Raw genomic sequence first — 19858 nt, 5'->3', positions numbered from 1 at the left:
AATGGATAACGTCTAAAGTTAAGAACTGTAGTTAATCCGAACTTAACCTTTCCACTCCATTATCTGTCCCAATTCAGGATGTTGGGTCTTTGACAGCCTGACGCGATAACGCTGGGATTTGGAGTATCCTGTCATGACGAAAACCATTCTTGCCGTGGCAACGGCTGCCCTGCTCGCCAGCTCGGCCGCCTATGCCGCCGATGTCTATCAGCCTGAACCGCAGCCCGTGTACGTCGATGCTCCTGAGGTTGCCGTTTCGGAAGCCTCCGGCTGGTATCTGCGCGGCGATCTCGGCTACAGCTTCAACAAGCTGCGCGGCGCCAACTATTTTCAGGGCAGCAACGGCAATCAGGTCGACTTCGCCACGTCCTCAATCAAGGACAGCTTCTGGGTCGGCGGCGGTGTCGGTTATCAGATCAACAGCTATCTGCGCACGGACCTGACGTTCGACTATCTGACCAAGGCCGACTTCAACGGCTCGACACGCGGCGAGTGCGGCTTCTCCGCCACGCCGTGCACGTCCTCTGATGTCTCCTCGATGCGCGCCTATACGCTGATGGCCAACGCTTATGTCGACCTCGGCACCTATGCCTACTTCACGCCCTATATCGGCGGCGGTATCGGTGGCTCGTACGTCAAGTGGGACAAGCTTCGCAACACGTCATGCGCCGACAACGGTACCGGTTGCGACGCAACCGTCGAGCACCATGGCGCAGGCAGCTGGCGCTTCGCCTATCAGCTAATGGCTGGCGCCTCGATCGATGTGACCTGCAACGTCAAGGCCGACCTCGGCTATCGCTTCCGCCACACTGCGGGCGGCGACATGTTCGGCTACGCGCTGAACGGCGGTCCTGGCTACGACAAGGGCTTCCACAGCCACAGCCTGCATGCTGGTGCCCGCTACGTCTTCGGTGGCTGCGAAACGCCTGTGGCATACCAGCCACCGGTAGAGCTGCCGGTCTACAAGTAAGACGCACATTCAGATCGTTCAAAGGGCTGCCTTCGGGCGGCCCTTTTGCGTTTCTGCCCTTTGCCGCGGCGGCGCAGACGAGACAAAAATTTCTCCTCATGCGACTTCGCCCCGCTTGACTGATAGGGGCGACAGGAGTAGTTCCGACGGCGGGACACCTCTCCCCAACGAGAGGCTAATTACCTGGAAGGGTATCTATATGGCTGATATCGTCGCCCCCGCCGCGCGTCCGGCGAATGCTCACTTTTCTTCTGGCCCTTGCTCGAAGCGCCCCGGTTGGTCGCTAGACGCGCTTTCCGATGCCCCGCTCGGTCGTTCGCACCGCGCCAAGGTCGGCAAGGAAAAGCTCAAGCTGGCCATCGACCTTACCCGCGAAATTCTCAAAGTTCCCGCTGACTACCGCATCGGCATCGTTCCGGCATCCGACACGGGCGCCGTCGAAATGGCCATGTGGTCGCTGCTTGGCGAACGTGGCGTCGACATGCTCTCCTGGGAAAGCTTCGGCGCCGGCTGGGTCACCGATGTGGTGAAACAGCTGAAGCTCGCCGATGTGCGCAAGTTCAATGCCGATTACGGCTTGCTGCCGGATCTCGCCGCCGTCGATTTCGACCGTGACGTCGTCTTCACCTGGAACGGCACGACCTCGGGCGTCCGCGTTCCCAACGCCGACTTTATTCCGGCGGATCGCAAGGGCCTGACGATCTGCGACGCCACGTCTGCGGCCTTCGCGCAGGATCTGGACTTCTCCAAGCTCGATGTCACCACCTTCTCCTGGCAGAAGGTTCTGGGCGGCGAGGGCGGTCACGGCGTGATCATCCTGTCCCCGCGTGCCGTCGAGCGCCTGACGACCTATGTTCCGGCCTGGCCGCTGCCGAAGATCTTCCGCATGACCTCGGGTGGCAAGCTGATCGAAGGCATCTTCGTCGGTGAAACCATCAACACGCCGTCGATGCTCTGCGTCGAGGATTATATCGATGCGCTGAAATGGGCAAAGTCGATCGGTGGCCTCGAAGCCCTGGTCGCCCGTGCCGACGCCAATGCCAAGGTGATCTTCGACTTCATCGACAAGAATGACTGGATCGCCAACCTGGCCGTCGATGATGCGACGCGTTCGAACACCTCGGTCTGCGTGAAGATCGTTGATCCCGAAGTCACGGCGCTCGATGCCGATGCTCAGGCCGCGTTTGCCAAGGGCATTGCCAGCATCCTCGAAAAGCAGGGCGTCGCCTTCGACATCGGCGCTTACCGTGATGCGCCGGCCGGCCTTCGGATCTGGGCAGGTGCGACGATCGAGACATCAGACATGGCGGCGCTGATGCCGTGGCTCTCCTTTGCCTATGAGACGCAGAAGGCGTCTCTGGCCAAGGCTGCCGCTTGATCCTGGACGATTTCGGCTCCGCCTGACTGGCGGAGCCCCGCAATTCTCATCATCCCATTCAAACGAACTCTCTGAAGGAGGCCTCGTCATGGCACCTCGCGTTCTCGTATCCGACGAATTGTCTGAAACCGCCGTCCAGATCTTCCGCGATCGCGGCGTTGAAGTGGATTTCCAGCCGAAGCTCGGCAAGGACAAGGAAAAGCTTGCCGAAATCATCGGCAATTATGATGGTCTCGCCATCCGCTCCGCCACCAAGGCGACGGAAAAGCTGATCGCTGCCGCCACCAATCTCAAGGTCATCGGCCGCGCCGGCATCGGTGTCGACAATGTCGATATCCCGGCTGCCTCCAAGCGAGGCATCATCGTGATGAACACGCCTTTCGGCAACTCGATCACGACGGCCGAACACGCCATCGCCCTGATGTTTGCCGTCGCCCGCCAGATCCCGCAGGCCGACGTCTCGACCCAGGCCGGCAAGTGGGAAAAGTCGAAGTTCATGGGTGTCGAAATCACCGGCAAGACGCTCGGCGTCATCGGTGCCGGCAATATCGGTGGCATCGTCTGCAAGAAGGCGATCGGCCTTGGCATGCATGTGCTGGCCTATGACCCCTTCCTGTCGACCGAGCGCGCCCAGGAAATGGGCGTCACCAAGGTCGAGCTCGACGAGCTGCTCGCCAAGGCCGACTTCATCACCTTGCATGTGCCGATGACCGACAAGACCCGCGGTATCATCTCGAAGGAAGCGCTCGCCACGACCAAGCCGGGTGTCCGCATCATCAACTGCGCCCGTGGTGGCCTTGTCGACGAGGCGGCTCTCGCAGACGCCATCAAGTCCGGCCATGTGGCTGGCGCCGGCTTCGACGTCTTCGAAGTCGAGCCCGCGACCGAAAGCCCGCTTTTCGGCCTGCCGAACGTCGTCTGCACGCCGCATCTGGGCGCCTCGACCACGGAAGCCCAGGAGAACGTCGCTCTGCAGGTCGCCGAGCAGATGTCGGATTACCTCATGAAGGGTGCCGTTTCGAACGCCATCAACATGCCGTCGATCACGGCTGAGGAAGCGCCGATCCTGAAGCCGTTCATTCGGCTTGCCGACGTGCTCGGCTCGTTTGCCGGTCAGATGACCGAGAACCCGATCAAGGAAATCGAGATCCTCTATGACGGTGTGACCTCGGGCATGAACACCAAGGCGCTGACCTCGGCACTGCTTGCCGGCCTCATCCGTCCGCAGGTGGCGGACGTCAACATGGTTTCTGCCCCGATCATGATCAAGGAAAAGGGCGTGATTGTCTCGGAAGTGAAGCGCGACAAGACCGGCGTCTATGACGGTTACATCAAGCTCACCGTCACCACCGAGAAGCAGACCCGCTCGGTGGCCGGCACCGTCTTCTCCGATGGCAAGCCGCGCTTCATCCAGATCAAGGGCATCAACATGGATGCCGATGTCGGTCAGAACATGATCTACATCTCCAACACCGACGTTCCCGGCATGATCGGCTTCATGGGCACGACGCTTGGCAATGCCAAGGTCAATATCGCGAACTTCCAGCTCGGTCGCGACAAGGAAGGCGGCGATGCCATCGCTCTTCTGTATGTCGACGGTCCCGTCGAGCAGGCGGTTCTCGACCAGCTGACCGCCAATCCGGCCGTCAAGCAGGCCAAGCCGCTGGTGTTCAACGTCGACTGATCGGCGCTTAGAAATTCATCGACAAAGACGGCGCGGGATCAAACCCGCGCCGTTTTCGTTTTGGAGCTTTCGGCTAAACGCAAAGTTACATATTGAAAAGCATATGCGTTGAACTGACGCATGGCGGGTTGTCGCATTGCTTCTGCAGTGCGAGGGTATAGTTGATGTTTATCATCTCCGGGGGGAGAGAAGGAAGGGACAGCCCATGTTCGAGCACTTCGACGCGCAACTCCTGGCACGCATACAGTTTGCTTTTACCGTATCGTTCCACATCATCTTTCCGGCCTTCTCGATCGGGCTTGCAAGCTATCTCGCGGTGCTTGAAGGCCTCTATCTCTGGAAGAAGGACAAGGTCTATCTGGAGCTCTTCGACTTCTGGAAGACCATCTTCGCGGTCGCCTTCGGCATGGGGGTCGTCTCCGGCATCGTCATGTCCTATCAGTTCGGCACCAACTGGTCCGTCTTCTCAGACAAGGCAGGACCGGTCATCGGTCCCTTGATGGGCTACGAGGTCTTGACAGCCTTCTTCCTTGAGGCTGGCTTCCTCGGCGTCATGCTGTTCGGCCGCAACCGGGTCGGGCCGGGGCTGCACTTCTTCGCGACCCTGATGGTTGCCTTCGGGACCCTGATCTCGGCCACCTGGATCCTCTCGGTCAATTCTTGGATGCAGACGCCGGATGGTTTTGCCATGAATGAGGTTGGCCAGTTCGTGCCCACCGACTGGTGGAAAATCGTCTTCAACCCGTCCTTCCCCTATCGCCTCGTGCATATGGTGATTGCCGCCTATCTGACCACTGCCTTCGTCGTCGGCGCTGTTGGAGCCTGGCATCTCGTCAAGCGCACGGCGCCACGCCGCGCCGGCAAGATGTTCTCCATGGCCATGTGGATGGCGGCGATCGTCGCGCCGATCCAGATCTTTGCCGGTGACATGCATGGCCTCAACACGCTGGAGTATCAACCGGTCAAGGTCATGGCCATGGAGGGCCATTTCGAAAGCCATCCGGAGGGCGCGCCGTTGATCCTGTTTGGCATCCCGAACCAGGATGAGCAGCGGATCGACTATGCGGTACAGATCCCGAAACTCTCCAGCCTGATCCTCAAGCACGACCTGAATGCGCCGCTCGACGGTCTGGACACCGTGCCACGGGAATTGCAGCCGCCGGTCGCCATCGTCTTCTGGTCCTTCCGCGTGATGATCGCCATCGGCTTTGCGATGCTGGGTGTCGGCCTCTTCTCGCTCTGGTGTCGCTGGAAGGGCACGCTCTATTCGAACGGATGGCTGCACCGCGCGGCACTCGTCATGGGCCCCTCTGGTTTTGTCGCTGTGCTCGCCGGATGGATCACCACGGAGGTCGGGCGCCAGCCCTACACGGTCTACGGCCATCTGCTGACCGCCGACTCGATCTCGCCGATTGCAGCGCCTGCGGTCGCGGCCTCGCTGATCGCCTTCATCGTCGTCTATTTCATCGTCTTCGGTGCCGGCACCTTTTACATTCTGCGCCTGATGGGCCGCCTGCCGCGGGATCCCTTGCCGGATCTCGACGACGGCCCGATCCGCTCGTCCGGCATCACGCCGGCCGCCCAGCCTGGACACCATGGAGGCAGACATGCCCATTGATCTTCCCTTCATCTGGGCCGGCATCATCGCCTTTGCCGTGCTCGCCTATGTCATCCTCGACGGCTTCGATCTCGGCGTCGGCATCCTCTTCCCCTTCTTTCCTGAAAAGCACGAGAAGGATCTGATGATGAACTCGGTGGCGCCGGTCTGGGATGGCAACGAGACCTGGCTGGTGCTTGGCGGGGGAGGGTTGCTTGCCGTCTTCCCGCTCGCCTATGCCACGATCCTGCCCGCGCTTTATGCGCCACTGATCATCATGCTGCTGGGCTTGATCTTCCGGGGCGTGGCCTTCGAATATCGCTGGCGCACCAAGCGCGCGGAGTATCTCTGGAACTGGGCCTTTACCGGCGGCTCCGTCGTTGCGGCCTTCTTTCAGGGCGTGGCGCTCGGTGCATTGGTACAGGGTATCCCGGTCGAGAACCGCGCCTATTCCGGCGGCTGGTGGGACTGGCTGACGCCGTTTTCGCTCGCAACCGGTGCTGCTCTCGTCATCGGTTATGCGCTTCTGGGCGCCACCTGGCTCGTGATGAAGACGGAAGGGGAGATCTCGGATCGGGCGCGGTCCTTCGCGCTGCCTCTGTCATTTGCCACCGTCGGCGCGATGGGCGTCTTCAGCCTCTGGACGCCTTGGCTCGAACCGCTCTATTTCGAGCGCTGGTTCAGTTTCCCGACGCTGATCTTCTCGGTCATCGTGCCTGCACTGGTGCTCGGCTGCCTCTACGTGATCGTCAACGGGTTGCGCAAAGGCCATGACGCGCGGCCCTTCCTGGCGGCACTCGGCCTCTTCGTGCTCGGCTATGCCGGGATCGGGATCAGCTTCTATCCCTATATCGTGCCGACGTCCCTCACCATCTGGGAGGCGGCGGCACCCGACGAGAGCCTTGCCTTCCTGCTGGTCGGTGCCGTCATTCTCGTGCCGATGATCCTCGGATACACGGCCTATGCCTATTGGGTCTTCCGCGGAAAGCTCAATCCGGACGAGGGCTATCACTAATGGATAAGCGCCTCATCGCCAGCCGTCTTCTCTGGTTCGTCGGCCTTTGGGCCGGCGGCGTGCTGGCAATCACGATCGTCGGACTGATCATCAAGTTCTGGCTTCGAGCCTGACGTCGATCACCTGAAATTCAATGGAAATCGGCTCGCTCTCTCTTCAAAAGAGAGCGAGCTCTCTCCATATGGGGGACAAGCCCGAAAGGGCATTCAAGACTGTTTCGAGGAGGACAGGAAACACGATGCGGCAATACGCAAAGACATTCGCGACGCTCGCGCTTGGCATGATGGTCACGCTGGTGGCCGTCGATTTCGCCGAGGCGCGCCGGGCAGGTGGCGGCGGCTTCGGCAGCCGCGGCACGCGCACCTTCGATGCCCCGGCGGCAACTCGGACCGCGCCCACCCCGGCCGCGCCGATCGAACGCACCATGACCCCGCGCACCAATGCGAACCAGCCCGGTGCTGCCCAGTCGACAGCGGCCAATCAGGCTGCGCGTCCGGGTGGTCTGTTCGGCGGTCTCGCCGGTGGTCTGATGGGCGGCCTGTTGCTCGGTGGTCTCTTCGGCATGCTGATGGGCACCGGTTTCGGTGGCGGTTTCGGCTTCCTCGGACTGCTGCTGCAGGGCTTGCTGATCTTCTTCCTGATCCGCTTTGCGATGCGTATGTTCGCCAATCGTCAGGCGCCGGCATCGGGCCCGAGCGGCGGCCCCGGCTTTGGCGGCTTTGGCGGAATGGCGCGCGACAACCAGAGCGGTGATCAGGCCCGTCCGAGCTTCCAGATCCCGAAGCTTGGTGGTGGCGGCGTGGCGTCGGCGGCTTCCGCTCGCCGGTCCGGTCAGTCCGACGAACTCGGCATCACGTCGAAGGATCTCGAGCGCTTCGAGGAACTGCTGCAGGAGATGCAGCGGGCCTATGCTGCGGAAGATTACGGCGCGCTTCGCCGCATCACCACGCCGGAAGCCATGTCCTATCTTGCCGAGGAACTGAGCGAGAACGCGACCAAGGGCGTCAAGAACGAGGTGCGTGACGTGCATCTGGTTCAGGGCGACGTGGCCGAGAGCTGGGCCGAGGACAAGATGGAATATGCGACCGTCGCCATGCGCTACGAGGCAATCGACTATATTGTCGATCGCCAGAGCGGGGATGTGGTCGAGGGGGATCCGAATGCGCCGACCGAGTCGGTCGAGCTCTGGACCTTCGCCCGCCGCCCGAACACCCTGTGGCAGATCTCGGCAATCCAGGGTGTCGAACAAAGCTGAGTGCCTCGGCACTTGGTATCCCTCAACATATTGGGGCCCGGCCTATTGGCCGGGCCTTTTTTGCGTCAGCGAACGAGCTTGATCAACTCGAAGGGTAGACCGCTGTCATCGGTCGGTCGGCGGCCTGTCTCGATGAAGCCAAGCCGGTCGTAGAAGCGGCGGGCGCTTTCATTGAGCGTATACACTTCCAGCTCCAGCCTTGGGCGGAGTCGTGAGGCATGGTCCACGAGATGCCGGCCGATGCCCGTCCCATGGTGGCTCGGGTCGACGAACAGGCCGCCGATGGTTTGATCCAGCAGGCTGATGAAGCCGACGATCTCGCCGTTCCGCAGCGCCACATGGGTCTCCGCCAGCGGCAGGTAATGGTCGGCCACGAGGGTCGCCTGAGCGTCCAGTTGCTCGCGGGCGAGGAAGGGGTGTCCTTTCTCAGATGCGGCACGCCAGATAGCGACGAGGCGCGTGCTATCCTCGGGCAGAAAAGCCCGGATTTGCAGGTCGTATTTCATGATTGTTCCGTCAGTGGTTTGTTGATGCGTATGCGACAGCATTCGGCCGTCGAGCCGTTCCCATAGGGTTCAAAGGCTATCGTTACTGCGCATCAAGCTCCTTCTTGCCGACGATCCTGAACTTTTAGACATTGAGGCGTCTCGCCTCAAGTCTTGAATGCATGCTGCCCGGTCAGATCACCCTCAGCCCGGGCACTGCTGCAGCTGCTTGGCGTAGGTATAGGTGATGTCGGTGAAGCGCTTGGCGCCCCTCAGCGCTTCCGGGCGCTTGTTATAGGCGCCGCGGAGATACCCGGTATGGCCGGAGTGATAGGCCAGATAAAGCTTGTAAGGGTCGTTCAGGGGGATGTTGACCTTGGTCGCGCTCTCGCGGTGATACCAGCCGATGAAGCGGATGGCGTCGGCGAAATCGGTGCGGCGGGCGCCCCAGCGGCCGGTTTCGCGCTGATACCGTTCCCAGGTGCCATCGAGGGCCTGGGAGTAGCCATAGGCGGTCGACTGGCGCTTGCCGGGGATAAAGCCGAAGATCTTCTTGCGCGGCGGTTTGGCGTTGTGGCGGAAGCTCGATTCCGTATAGATCGTCGCCATCAGGATCGGCACCGGCACGCCATATTCGCGCTCGGCAGCGATCGCCGCGCGGCGCCAGTTGTTGAACAGCCCGTTGCGCTGCTCGAAAATCGCGCAGGCATTGCGGGTCTGGGATGGCGGCTTGGCACAGGCCGACAGCATCAGCATGACGCCGAGGGCGGAGATAAGAGCGGTACGCATGACAAAACCTCGCTACAGGCCCTCCATCCTATTCATTAAAATTTAACGAAAGGTTTTCTTAACCGCCCCTGGATCTCGCATCCCCCGATCAGGGGTGGGGATGCCGGTGGCGAGCGGTCCTGCATGCTCGCCTGGCGAGAAACAGGCGTTGACGTCAGTCGCATTTGCTACCAGTCTGCCGGGCGATCGCCGAGGCAGCGAGGAGGAACGGTTGCGTTCTTGCCCGGCGATCGCAGGTGGACGGATGTCCGGGAGTGAGGAATTCAAGGCATGCAGCAGGTCGGCATCGGCATCATCGGATGCGGCAATATTTCAAGCGCTTATCTCAAGGCGCTACAGCATTTTCCTATTCTGAAAGTCTGCGGCATTGCCGATCTGAACAGTGATCTCGCCGCCGCGCGGGCCGCCGAATTCGGTGTGCCGGCGCGCACGATCGACGAACTGCATGCCGATCAGGATGTGCAAATCATCGTCAATCTGACGATCCCCAAGGCGCATGTCGAGGTGGGGCTGAAGGCACTCCAGGCCGGCAAACATGTCTATTCGGAAAAGCCGCTCGGCGTGACCTTTGCCGAAGGCATGCGGCTCGTCGAAACGGCCAGATCCCTCAATCTCCGCGTCGGATCTGCGCCCGATACCTTTCTCGGCGGCGCGCATCAGACGGCGCGTGGGCTGATCGACCAGGGCGTCATCGGCCAGCCGATCGGCGGCACCGCCTACTTCATGTGCCCGGGCCACGAGCGATGGCATCCCAATCCGGATTTCTACTACGAGGTCGGTGGCGGGCCGATGCTCGACATGGGACCCTACTACATCACCGATCTCGTCAATCTCTTCGGCCCGGTCGAGAAGGTGGCGGGCTTTGCCACCAAGGTGCGGGACACCAGAAAGATCGGCAGCGAGCCGCGCCGGGGCGAAACGATCCCCGTGCATGTGCCGACGCATGTTTCGGGGCTGATGTCCTTTGCCAATGGCGCGGTGGTGCAGATCTCGATGAGCTTTGATGTTGCGGCCCACTGGCACAAGCCGCTCGAGGTCTATGGCACCGAGGGCACGCTGATCGTGCCGGATCCCAACCATTTCGGCGGTGACGTCTTTGTCTTGCCGCTGACGGGCGAGGCGCAAGGCAAGCCGGTTACACTGCCCTATGCCGATGGAAACTGGCGCTCGCTCGGCGTCGCCGACATGGCGCATGCCATCCTGTCCAACCGCCCGCATCGGGCAAACGGCGACCTCGCGCTGCATGTGCTTGAAGTCATGGAAGCCTTCCAGACGGCCTCCGACCGGGGTGAGACCGTCGCCATCACCACCAGCGTCGAGCGGCCGGCGCCGCTCGAACAGTCGCTTATCGATGGCCTGATCGGCCGCTGAGTTCATTTCCAAAAGGATATCTTCATGCGTCAGGTTCTGATTTGCTGGGGCGGTTGGGATGGGCACCAGCCCGACCAATGTGCCGCCATCGTCTCCGACATGCTGCAGGCGGAAGGGTTTTCCGTCCGCGTCGAGGCAGGCACGGAGGCCTTTGCCGATCCCGCCATCCGCGACTACAGCCTCATCGTGCCGATGCTGACGATGACCAGGATCGAGAAGCCGGAAATCGAGAACCTCGAACTCGCCATCCGCGGCGGCGTCGGCCTCGGCGGCTTCCACGGCCAGGCGGGCGACAGCTTTCGCGACTGCGTGCAGTATCAATACATGATCGGCGGCCAGTGGGTCGCCCATCCCGGCAATATCTATGATTACACGGTCAATATCGTGAAGCCCGACGACCCGCTCGTAACAGGCATCGGCGATTTCCCCTATCGCTCCGAGCAGTATTACATGCATGTCGACCCCAACAACGAGGTGCTGGCGACGACCACCTTTACCGGCGAGCACGATGCCTGGATCGACGGCCATGTGATCCCGGTCGTCTGGAAGCGCCGCCACGGGCAGGGCAGGGTGTTCTACTCCTCGCTCGGCCATCAGGCGGCGGAGTTCGAGGTGCCGCAGATGCGGGAGATTGTGCGGCGGGGGCTGGTTTGGGCAGCGCGGTGAGAGCGGATTAGCCGACGAGCCAGGAACGCACGGCCGTCCAGTTGTTCAGGATGACGATGACGGCCGTTGCGATCGACAGCATGGCGGCCGCCTTGCCCATGGTCGGCAGGCTGTTGACGCGGCCTTTCAGCTCGCCGAACTCGATCGCAGACGGTGCTGCGCGCAGCATTCCCTTGATCTCGGCGGTGTCCCGCAGGACCCGCTTCATATCATCCTCGAGAGCTTTTACGCGCTGTTACATGGGGGGCAAATGTGCCATCACCTCCCTTCAACGCGGTTGCAGGGATTGTCCCGCCTCGAGGCGCCGGTTCAACCCTTGTCTTTGCTTGGCCGAACTTGTAGGTGTAAGAAGCGTAAACAACCTATGGGCGAGTTTAGGCGCAGCGAAAATGCTCTGGGTCAGGCAGTCGGGCAGCAAGTTATGTCGTTTCAAGCGTTCGAAGACTTTGATAGCGGAGGACTCACGAAAGCGGACACTGTGAACAGATCGAGATCAGCGCAGGGACATGGCAATTGCTCTTGGGCGAGTATCCGAAACACTGGTGGTACGAGTTTTGTGAATCTGACCGAGACTGACGCTCGTTGAACGGGGAATGCAGAGGAATAAGCGGAGCGGCAGTCAGTGGCGCTTTTCAAGCACGCTGCGGAGATAGCGAATTTGCAGGACGTTTCTGTCCGTCTCGAACCTGATGGCTCGATTAGCGAATAAACATCGAAAGGGGTGATTTATGTTTTTCGAAAGGGCCTGGGATGCAGTTAGCCGAGCGCGTTATAAAATCGCGATCAGGGTCCGCGTAATCGTTGATATTGTACTGCTCGCAGTCGGCATCGCACTCGCATTTTTTGGCGGTACGGATATCGTCGCTTTGATCGGCGTTTCACTCACGGCAATCAGCGCTATCCTTTTGTTTATCAACCTTTGGAAGGACGAGGCGGACAAAAAGAGAACCAGGGTTGTTGCCAATCCTGACTTCTTGCAGTCGCTGCGCAGTGCGCGCTTACCAAACGGGTTCGAACTCAAATCTGGTGCGATCCCAAGATCAGAAAATACCAACCCTACTGCTGGAGAGTTTCGGCCGTACATAACGAGCGAGGACGTCAATGCTATCCTCGACAAGTCCGCAAATCCGCTTGCGGTGGAAGAGGTAAGATTTGAGGTGCCGCGACAACTGCAAGAGTTTCGCGCACGTTCAATCAACATTAAACTCCCCAATCGCAATGATCCGAAAATCGGGTTGCGAAACGATATCACCGTCGATGTACTTGCCAATTCTGAGATCCTGTCTGTTCAGGAAACGGACTACTTCAGTGGAGCAGCCACAAACGAGATGGCGTGTGATCAGTTTATGTCAGTGCCCGTTTTGCGCTCGCGGCGCCCGTCCTTGCAGTTCGCAGTCGCAGACCTCGTTATCGATAACAACGAATTGGTGGGGCTGAGCGAAAGCTCATTATCGAATCATATCGGTATTTCGACGGTGGTCTTCACCGCTGACAGTTTTCTAGTCCTCCAAGAGCAAGACGAGCAAATGATATCCAGCAAAGAGGTAGCGATTGGTGCCTCAGGTTCGCTCGACCTAAAAGATATAGAGGTGACAAGACACCAAAATCCGACTCTTCAGGGGTTGGTTCGTTTTGGCATGGAGCGAGAAGCAACAGAGGAATTGTCTGCGGCTTTCTGGCCGAACAGACAGAACACTACTATAACCGGTTACGCTCGCTATCTTGCTCGGGGCGGTAAGCCTGAATTCTTTGGCATCACACGCACCACGTCGGTTTTCAGCGAACTCAAGCCGACAAAGAAAGATGTTCGTTACGTGAAGAATATTGTGGGGCGCCCGTTTGAGCCAAACAAGGCAGGTTTAGCTCGAGCGCTCGAGGAAATTCTCGGCGAAGGGCAGAATTCTGACAAGGTGTACAGCATGTCTATGGTCGTTAGCCTACAGATGGCGCTCAGCTACTTGGCCAAGCACAAACTGGTCTTTTGAACTGGATTGTACGGTTTAGATTGGAGCGTATGGAGTCATCGGCCAGATGCAACGGTAGCGGGGGCACGGTTCAGACCGTTCTGGGCCCGCCCATGACTCGCCACTGTGGCGTTGAGGTGTCATTCTGAGTCAATAATCACCGCCATTACACTCAGAAGATTGAGCAGGACGTGATCGAGCGCCTTGGTGTTATCTTAGCGGCCTGTAGCGCCATCGACGCCTATGTCGAGACATAAAAAGCTGAGAGCAAGCCTATTTCAATCGAACGGCGTACGGGCAGGGGCCCCTAGGAATGAAATGGCCAGCGTTCGGGAGCGTATCGCCGCCGTGCTCGACCAAGTGTCACGCGGCCGGCTCGACGGCAACGATATCGAGGCTCCGGTAGACATGCTCAAAATTATGATGGGTAACTATCGGGGAACTGGGGGAATGTGTTCAAGGGGCAGCGCCATGGTCCATTACACCCTAGCAGTGAATGAATCCAACCACAATTCAAAGAGCTGTGTGCCGGGTATTGCTAGACCGGAGTAGTCGGTATGGACAAAAGGAGATTTTGGTAGCGGGGGGCGGACTTGAACCGCCGACCTTGGGGTTATGAATCCCACGCTCTAACCACCTGAGCTACCCCGCCACACATCGAACATTCGGGCCTTGAAGCCGTCGCCGTCCGAAGCGATGGGCGGCTTATAAGGCGAGGGTCCGATCAAAGTCAAGCGCGGTTTGGCCAAAAACAGCGTGGCTTTCCACCGGCTTGACTGAAGAGCTTAAGAGCGGGCCGAAAGCCGTGGCTTCAGGCCGCCACGGGGCTCGCGAGAAGCGCCTTCAGCGCGCTTTCGGCCGTCCCTGAGCGCTCCGAACGCTCGATGAAGCCGCCGCCATAGACGCGGGCGTCGGCACCGGTTGCCGAATAGAGCACGCAGGCCTGGCCCGGCGCGACGCCGGCTTCGCCGATTTCGAGATCGACATATATGCCGCGCTCGTCGCTATGCAGCACGGCCGGGGTCGGCGGGCGGGTGGAGCGCACCTTGGCGAAGCAGGGCATGCCGTCGGCAGCGTCTTCCGCCAGTGTGCGGTCGCCGAGCCAGTTGATGTCACGCAGATAGACGCGGTGGGTTTCCAGCGCTTCCTTCGGGCCGACGATGACGCGGCGCGAGCGGGCGTCGAGATAGATGACATAGAGCGGCTCGCCCGTGGCGACGCCCAGACCCTTCCGCTGGCCGATCGTGTAATGCAGGATGCCTTCGTGATTGCCCAGCACGCGGCCGTCGAGATGCACGATGTCACCGGCCAGAGCCGCATTCGGCTTCAGCTTGTTGATGACGTCGGCATATTTGCCCTGGGGCACGAAACAGATGTCCTGGCTGTCGGCCTTCTGGGCAACGACGAGGCCCATCTCTTCGGCGAGCACACGGACTTCTGCCTTCGACATGGCACCGAGCGGGAAGCGCAGATAGTCGATCTGCTCCTGCGTGGTGGCAAAGAGGAAATAGCTCTGGTCGCGTTCGCTATCGATCGGGCGGAAGAGGGCGCGGTGGCCGGGATCGTTGGCGAGCGGCACAGACTTCGAGCGAATGTAATGGCCGGTCGCCAGCGCATCGGCGCCGAGTTCTCTCGCGGTCGCAAGCAAGTCGGCGAACTTGACCGTCTGGTTGCAGGCCACGCAGGGGATCGGCGTTTCGCCGGCGACATAGCTTTCCATGAACGGGTTGATGACCGTGTCGCGGAAGCGCTGTTCGTAGTCGAGCACGTAATGGGGGATGCCGAGCGTCTCGCAGACGCGACGGGCATCGTCGATGTCCTGGCCGGCGCAGCAGGAACCGGCGCGGTGGACGGCAGCGCCGTGGTCGTAGAGCTGCAGCGTGATGCCGAGGACGTCATAACCCTCGCGCTTCAGGATGCCGGCAACGACGGACGAATCCACGCCGCCCGACATGGCGACGACAACGCGCGTATCTTCCGGTCTCTTGTCAAAATCCAGCGTGTTCACGGGCTTCGTCTCTGTGCTTCATGTGACCGTTCAGCCCGCATTGTGCGGGGATCTACATCTGGCTTTGCGGGGTTTTTGGCCCGCTGCCGGTACCGGTCCTTTAGTTGACGGATATAGAAAGGATTGCATCTTCGTGCAAGAGCAGCGATTCGCGGGGATTGCCCGCGAGAGGAGATCCCATGCCTGTCCATATGACCGTCACACCGGAAAGCTTCCCGATTGCGGGCAGCTTCACGATTTCGCGCGGGTCGAAGACCGAGGCGAAGGTGGTCACGGTGCGGCTGACCGATGGCGCGCATGTGGGCCAAGGCGAATGCGTGCCCTATGCGCGTTACGGCGAGACAGTGGAGAGTGTCGTCGAGGTCCTTTCGGCGCTGGTGCCGGAGGTTGCGGAAGGTCTCAACCGGGCCGGGCTGCAGGGCAGGCTGAAGCCGGGTGCGGCGCGCAATGCGCTGGACTGCGCCTTCTGGGATCTCGAGGCGAAGCGGGCGGGCGGGCCTGTGTGGCAACTTGCAAAGTTGCAAGAGCCGAAGCCGCTGTCGGTCACCTATACGCTCTCGCTCGGCACGCCTGAGGGCATGTGGGCTGCGGCGGAGAAGGAGGCGGCGCGGCCACTGCTGAAGGTCAAGCTCGGCGGTGAAGGGGATGTCGAGCGAATCCGGGCCGTCAGGGCTGGTGCGCCGAAGTCTGCCATCATCGTCGATGCCAATGAGGGCTGGAACCTGGAGCAATACAAGGCGCTGGCGCCCGTCTTTCTCGATCTCGGGGTGAAGCTCGTCGAGCAGCCGTTTCCGTCGGGCGATGACGAGGCGCTTCTCGGCCTCGACCGAGTTCTGCCCGTCTGTGCCGACGAGAGCTGTCATGACACGGCGTCGCTGGCGAGCCTCAAGGGCAAGTATGATGCCGTCAACATCAAGCTCGACAAGACTGGCGGGCTGACGGAAGCGCTTGCTATGCGCGATGCGGCTCTCGAAGCCGGCTTCGAGATCATGGTGGGCTGCATGGTCGGCACATCGCTCGCCATGGCCCCGGCCTTTCTGATCGGGCAGGGCGCGGCGTTTGTCGATCTCGACGGGCCGCTGCTTCTGGCGCGGGACCGGGAGCCTGCGATTGCCTATGACGGCGCGGTGATGCCGCTGCCGCCGCGTGGGTTGTGGGGGTAGATTTCCCGCTTTGCCCGACGGCACCCCCCTCTGTCCTGCCGGACATCTCCCCCACAAGGGGGGAGACTGGCTACCCTGCTAGCCTTTCACCCACCTTTGGGGTTGCATTCGGTGCGGCAGACGCGACGCCCCGCTCTCCCCCCTTGTGGGGGAGATGTCACGCAGTGACAGAGGGGGGTGTTGGCGAAGCCGCAGCGGCGCGTCTGGGTTAAGCCCTCCCCCTTGTGGGTGGGTTAGGGAGGGGATTTTCTTCAAATGGAAAGACCGAACCTCACGCCTTCGCCATCCAGATCACATGCTTCTTGCCGCGACCGGTCCGCCCGGCGCGGACCGGAATCTCTTCCACGCCATAGCCGCAGTCCTTAAGGCGTCGCGTGAACTTCGGGTCGGGGCCCTGTGACCAGACGCCGAGCACGCCGCCGCGGGTGAGCGCCGACTTGGATTTGCGAATCCCGTCATGGGAATAGAGGCCGTCATTCGCCTCGCGTGTGAGGCCATCTGGCCCGTTGTCGACGTCGAGCAGGATCGCGTCGAATTGGCCCTTTGACTTGGCGATCAGGGCGCCGACATCGCCGACATGCACAGTGACACGCGGGTCGTCGAGGCTGCCGGCATAGATTTCGGCCATGGGGCCGCGCGCCCAGTCGACGACGGCGGGCACGAGTTCGGCTACGGTCACCTTCGCATCCTGAGGCAGGACGGCAAGCGCTGCGCGCAGCGTGAAGCCCATACCGAGGCCGCCGATCAGGATATGCGGGCGCTTGTGGGTAGCGATCCGCTCGAAGGCCAGCGTGGCGAGCGCTTCCTCGGAGCCGCTGAGGCGGCTGTTCATCAGCTCGTTGGTGCCGAGCATGATGGAGAATTCGGTGCCGCGGCCCTTCAAGCGCAATTCGCCGCCGCCGGGTATCTTGGCCGTGTCGAGCTTGATCCAGGGAAGCATGGTCAATTCCTGCGCGTTGGGGTCTCGGCTGCCCGTATCACGATGGGACGGACGGCTTCAACTGTGGCCGCCAATCGCCGTCCGTACCAAAGGTGTTTGATTGGCCCTTGCGGTCTGCGTCCGCCAGAGCGCATCTTGCGCCTTGAACACACCGTGTCGACACGTCCTGCAGTTGGAGAATGCCCATGCCCGCCCCCAAGAATGCCTTCAAGGCCGCCCTTTACGACACCAACGAACTGCTGGTCGGTTTCTGGGTGGCTCTAGCGAGCCCGCATGTTGCGGAAGTTTGTGCCGGGGCTGGCTTCGACTGGATTTTGATCGATGGCGAGCATGGGCCGAACGACATTCCGCTGATGGCCGCACAGCTCGCCGCCGTGGCAAGGCATCCGGCACATCCCGTCGTGCGCCTGCCGGTCGGCGAAAGCTGGCTGATCAAGCAGGCGCTCGATATCGGCGCGCAGACGCTGATGATCCCTATGGTCGAGACGAGGCAAGAGGCAGAGCGCCTGGCCAAGGCCCTGCGCTATCCGCCGGAGGGCATCCGCGGCATGGGCGCGAGCCTCGGCCGTGCCTCGGATTTCGGGCGGATTGCCGATTATGCGGAGACGGCGAATGCCGAGGTCTGCCTGATCGCGCAGATCGAAAGCCGGCTTGGCGTCGAGAACGCCGATTCCATCATCTCGACTGCAGGTGTTGATGCGATCCTCATCGGACCGGCCGACCTTGCGGCCGATATGGGCCATCGCGGCAACCCCACGCATCCGGAGGTCATGCAGGCTGTCGAAACCGTGATCGGCAAGGGTGTTGCTGCCGGCAAGCCGGTTGGCATCATGTCCGGCGATCCGGCCATGCTCACCATGGCACGCAAGGCCGGCATCCGCTTCTTCGCCTCGTCGACCGATGTCAGCCTGCTGTCCGCTGCCGCCGCCAATCTCGCCGCGTCGATGCGCGGTTGATCCCGCTCTCCCCCTATACTTTCATGGATTTTCGATGAAGCTCACACTTGCAGAAGCCGAGGCGCTGGTCGTCGACGCGCTGAACCGGTCCGGCGTCAATGAGGCCAATGCGCGATCCGTGGCTCGCGCGCTGGTCGCTGCTGAGGCTGCCGGGCAAGGCGGTCACGGCCTGCGTCGGGTCGAGGCCTACAGTGCCCAGGCGCGGGCCGGCAAGGTGGATGGCCGGGCGAGACCTCAGGCATCGCGGCCGAGGCCGGGCGTCGTCACCATTGATGCGATGAACGGCTATGCCTATCCGGCGCTCGATCTTGCCGTCGATATGTTGCCCGGCATCGCGCGGGAGCAGGGGATTGCAATCGCCACCATTCACCGCTCGCACCATGCCGGTGTGATGGCACTGACGGTCGCGCGTTTTGCCGAGCGCGGGCTGGCAGCGCTGATGTTTGCCAATGCCCCGGCCTCCATGGCCCCCTGGGGCGGCAACAAGGCGCTTTATGGCACCAACCCCATCGCCTTTGCCGTGCCGATCGAGGATGGCGAGCCCATTGTCGTCGATCTGGCGCTCTCCAAGGTGGCGCGCGGCAAGATCATGGCAGCACGGCAGAAGGGCGAGGCCATCCCCGACGACTGGGCCTTCGATGCCGATGGCCAGCCGACGACGGACGCCAACCGTGCAATGGACGGCTTCATGGCGCCACTCGGCGGAGCCAAGGGGGCAGCGCTTGCGATGATGGTCGAGATTCTTTCAGCCGGACTCATCGGTGCCAATTATGCCTTCGAGGCCTCCTCCCTGTTCGACGACAAGGGGCGTCCGTGGCGCTCGGTCAGACGATCATCGCCATCGATCCGGTTGCGACCGGGGGTATTGGTGTGTTCTCTCGCCTGGCCTTGCTGGCCGAGGAGATCGGGGCGCAGGAAGGGGCACGCATTCCAGGAAGGCGGGGGCAGGCTCTGTCCCGTAGTGCCGAGGCCGAAGGCGTCGTGATCGATGACGAGGCGGTCGCAGCGATCCGTGCGATCGCCTGAGCGAGTTCGCTTGCGCTCAAGCTCATCGGCAACAGCGCATGGCACGCAAGCTGCGCGACGTTCTTGAATTCACTCCGCGGCGATAATGTGGAATTCCTGGGGTGTGCCCGGATTCTGAGCCTTGCTCATCAGATAGATGAGACAGCTGGTCCTGAGCAACGACGCGAAGTTCGACACCGAGCCGTTGATCTCCAAAGCTTCGTCGTAGAGCGTCGACAGGAAGCGCGACGTCGAGAAATTCTGGCTGGCGGCGATCTCGTCGATCAGCACCCAGAAGGCGGCTTCGAGTTGGATGCTGGTGGAATGACCACCAATGCGGACGGAGCGGTTGACCGCGCGATATCGGCCCGGGTCCTGTCCTGCGAAGACTTCACACATGGCATGCTCCTCCCTGATGTCTTTTTCGGTCTGCAGTCTTTTGGCGCATTATGTTGTGCGCCGCTGCTCTGGTCAATTTCCGTCTTTTCTAAACTGCCTCGCCCTGCCGCGAAGAATTGACACATCTGCCGGCGAAAAAAATCGGCTGCGGTAATGGGCTGCTACCAGCCTTCAGGCAAATCGCGACATTCTCCAGACATGACATTTGTCAGC

17 protein-coding genes, 1 tRNA gene and 1 pseudogene are annotated in these 19858 nt (G+C 61.2%); 12 read left to right on the top strand and 7 right to left on the bottom strand.

Features of this window, described 5'->3' with window-relative positions; translation table 11 throughout:
* The first annotated feature begins 133 nt into the window (after window positions 1-133).
* The 6 genes from ACQKP1_RS15240 (at window position 134) to ACQKP1_RS15215 (ending at window position 7899) form a co-directional block, all read left to right on the top strand.
* Window positions 134-970 carry an outer membrane beta-barrel protein gene (locus ACQKP1_RS15240; protein ID WP_427275907.1) on the top strand — a complete coding sequence of 279 codons (837 nt, stop codon included), beginning with the start codon at window positions 134-136 and terminating at the stop codon, window positions 968-970.
* A gap of 199 nt (window positions 971-1169) precedes the next feature.
* Complete coding sequence (locus ACQKP1_RS15235) at window positions 1170-2348, top strand: phosphoserine transaminase (RefSeq protein WP_427275906.1); 1179 nt, start codon at window positions 1170-1172, stop codon at window positions 2346-2348.
* An 88-nt stretch (window positions 2349-2436) separates the two neighbouring features.
* Entirely contained in the window at window positions 2437-4032 is a 1596-nt protein-coding gene (gene serA, locus ACQKP1_RS15230; protein ID WP_427275905.1) for a phosphoglycerate dehydrogenase, read from the top strand.
* Between the two features lie 205 nt (window positions 4033-4237).
* Complete coding sequence (locus tag ACQKP1_RS15225) at window positions 4238-5650, top strand: cytochrome ubiquinol oxidase subunit I (protein ID WP_006726811.1); 1413 nt, start codon at window positions 4238-4240, stop codon at window positions 5648-5650.
* On the top strand, window positions 5640-6644 hold the full coding sequence (cydB, locus tag ACQKP1_RS15220; protein ID WP_427275904.1) for a cytochrome d ubiquinol oxidase subunit II: 1005 nt from the start codon (window positions 5640-5642) through the stop codon (window positions 6642-6644). The genes ACQKP1_RS15225 and cydB overlap by 11 nt, the downstream gene beginning before the upstream one ends.
* 238 nt (window positions 6645-6882) lie before the next feature.
* Window positions 6883-7899 carry a Tim44 domain-containing protein gene (locus ACQKP1_RS15215; protein ID WP_427275903.1) on the top strand — a complete coding sequence of 339 codons (1017 nt, stop codon included), beginning with the start codon at window positions 6883-6885 and terminating at the stop codon, window positions 7897-7899.
* A gap of 65 nt (window positions 7900-7964) precedes the next feature.
* On the opposite strand, the gene ACQKP1_RS15210 is transcribed toward ACQKP1_RS15215, so the two are convergent.
* Both ACQKP1_RS15210 and ACQKP1_RS15205 read right to left on the bottom strand, forming a co-directional pair.
* On the bottom strand, window positions 7965-8405 hold the full coding sequence (locus ACQKP1_RS15210; protein ID WP_427275902.1) for a GNAT family N-acetyltransferase: 441 nt from the start codon (window positions 8403-8405) through the stop codon (window positions 7965-7967).
* Between the two features lie 183 nt (window positions 8406-8588).
* A complete protein-coding gene (locus ACQKP1_RS15205; protein ID WP_006726806.1) occupies window positions 8589-9173 on the bottom strand; it encodes a transglycosylase SLT domain-containing protein in 585 nt (194 codons plus the stop codon).
* Window positions 9174-9443: 270 nt separating this feature from the next.
* Here ACQKP1_RS15205 and ACQKP1_RS15200 point away from each other — a divergent pair, with 270 nt between their 5' ends.
* Window positions 9444-10544: a Gfo/Idh/MocA family protein gene (locus ACQKP1_RS15200; protein WP_427275901.1), complete on the top strand. Its 1101-nt coding sequence runs from the start codon at window positions 9444-9446 to the stop codon at window positions 10542-10544.
* 24 nt (window positions 10545-10568) lie between these two features.
* Window positions 10569-11210, top strand: coding sequence for a ThuA domain-containing protein (locus ACQKP1_RS15195; protein WP_427275900.1), 642 nt, complete (start codon window positions 10569-10571; stop codon window positions 11208-11210).
* 7 nt (window positions 11211-11217) lie between these two features.
* Here the strand turns inward: ACQKP1_RS15195 and ACQKP1_RS15190 are convergent, their stop codons facing one another.
* Complete coding sequence (locus tag ACQKP1_RS15190; RefSeq protein ID WP_427275899.1) at window positions 11218-11418, bottom strand: hypothetical protein; 201 nt, start codon at window positions 11416-11418, stop codon at window positions 11218-11220.
* Window positions 11419-11938: 520 nt separating this feature from the next.
* On the opposite strand from ACQKP1_RS15190, the gene ACQKP1_RS15185 reads away from it, so the two are divergent.
* A complete protein-coding gene (locus tag ACQKP1_RS15185; RefSeq protein ID WP_427275898.1) occupies window positions 11939-13195 on the top strand; it encodes a hypothetical protein in 1257 nt (418 codons plus the stop codon).
* Between the two features lie 554 nt (window positions 13196-13749).
* On the opposite strand, the gene ACQKP1_RS15180 is transcribed toward ACQKP1_RS15185, so the two are convergent.
* Together ACQKP1_RS15180 and mnmA are read right to left on the bottom strand one after the other, a co-directional pair.
* Window positions 13750-13826: transfer RNA gene (locus tag ACQKP1_RS15180), tRNA-Met, on the bottom strand.
* A gap of 159 nt (window positions 13827-13985) precedes the next feature.
* Window positions 13986-15182 (bottom strand): tRNA 2-thiouridine(34) synthase MnmA, encoded by a 1197-nt coding sequence (gene mnmA, locus ACQKP1_RS15175; RefSeq protein WP_427275897.1) that lies wholly within the window; start codon window positions 15180-15182, stop codon window positions 13986-13988.
* 179 nt (window positions 15183-15361) lie between these two features.
* Here mnmA and dgcA point away from each other — a divergent pair, with 179 nt between their 5' ends.
* Window positions 15362-16345: an N-acetyl-D-Glu racemase DgcA gene (dgcA, locus tag ACQKP1_RS15170; RefSeq protein WP_427275896.1), complete on the top strand. Its 984-nt coding sequence runs from the start codon at window positions 15362-15364 to the stop codon at window positions 16343-16345.
* 271 nt (window positions 16346-16616) lie between these two features.
* Here the strand turns inward: dgcA and ACQKP1_RS15165 are convergent, their stop codons facing one another.
* Window positions 16617-17285, bottom strand: coding sequence for a spermidine synthase (locus ACQKP1_RS15165; RefSeq protein WP_427275895.1), 669 nt, complete (start codon window positions 17283-17285; stop codon window positions 16617-16619).
* A gap of 185 nt (window positions 17286-17470) precedes the next feature.
* Here ACQKP1_RS15165 and ACQKP1_RS15160 point away from each other — a divergent pair, with 185 nt between their 5' ends.
* A complete protein-coding gene (locus ACQKP1_RS15160; RefSeq protein WP_427275894.1) occupies window positions 17471-18241 on the top strand; it encodes an HpcH/HpaI aldolase family protein in 771 nt (256 codons plus the stop codon).
* Between the two features lie 34 nt (window positions 18242-18275).
* Window positions 18276-19267 (top strand): annotated as a pseudogene (locus ACQKP1_RS15155) (Ldh family oxidoreductase).
* A 69-nt stretch (window positions 19268-19336) separates the two neighbouring features.
* Here ACQKP1_RS15155 and ACQKP1_RS15150 read toward each other — a convergent pair.
* A complete protein-coding gene (locus tag ACQKP1_RS15150) occupies window positions 19337-19645 on the bottom strand; it encodes a ribbon-helix-helix domain-containing protein (protein ID WP_427275893.1) in 309 nt (102 codons plus the stop codon).
* Window positions 19646-19858 lie beyond the last annotated feature (213 nt).

The sequence above is a fragment of the Allorhizobium sp. NPDC080224 genome, from assembly GCF_050281005.1.
In the GTDB taxonomy this organism is placed as follows: Bacteria; Pseudomonadota; Alphaproteobacteria; order Rhizobiales; family Rhizobiaceae; genus Allorhizobium.
This window is presented reverse-complemented; position numbering and strand designations above follow the sequence as displayed.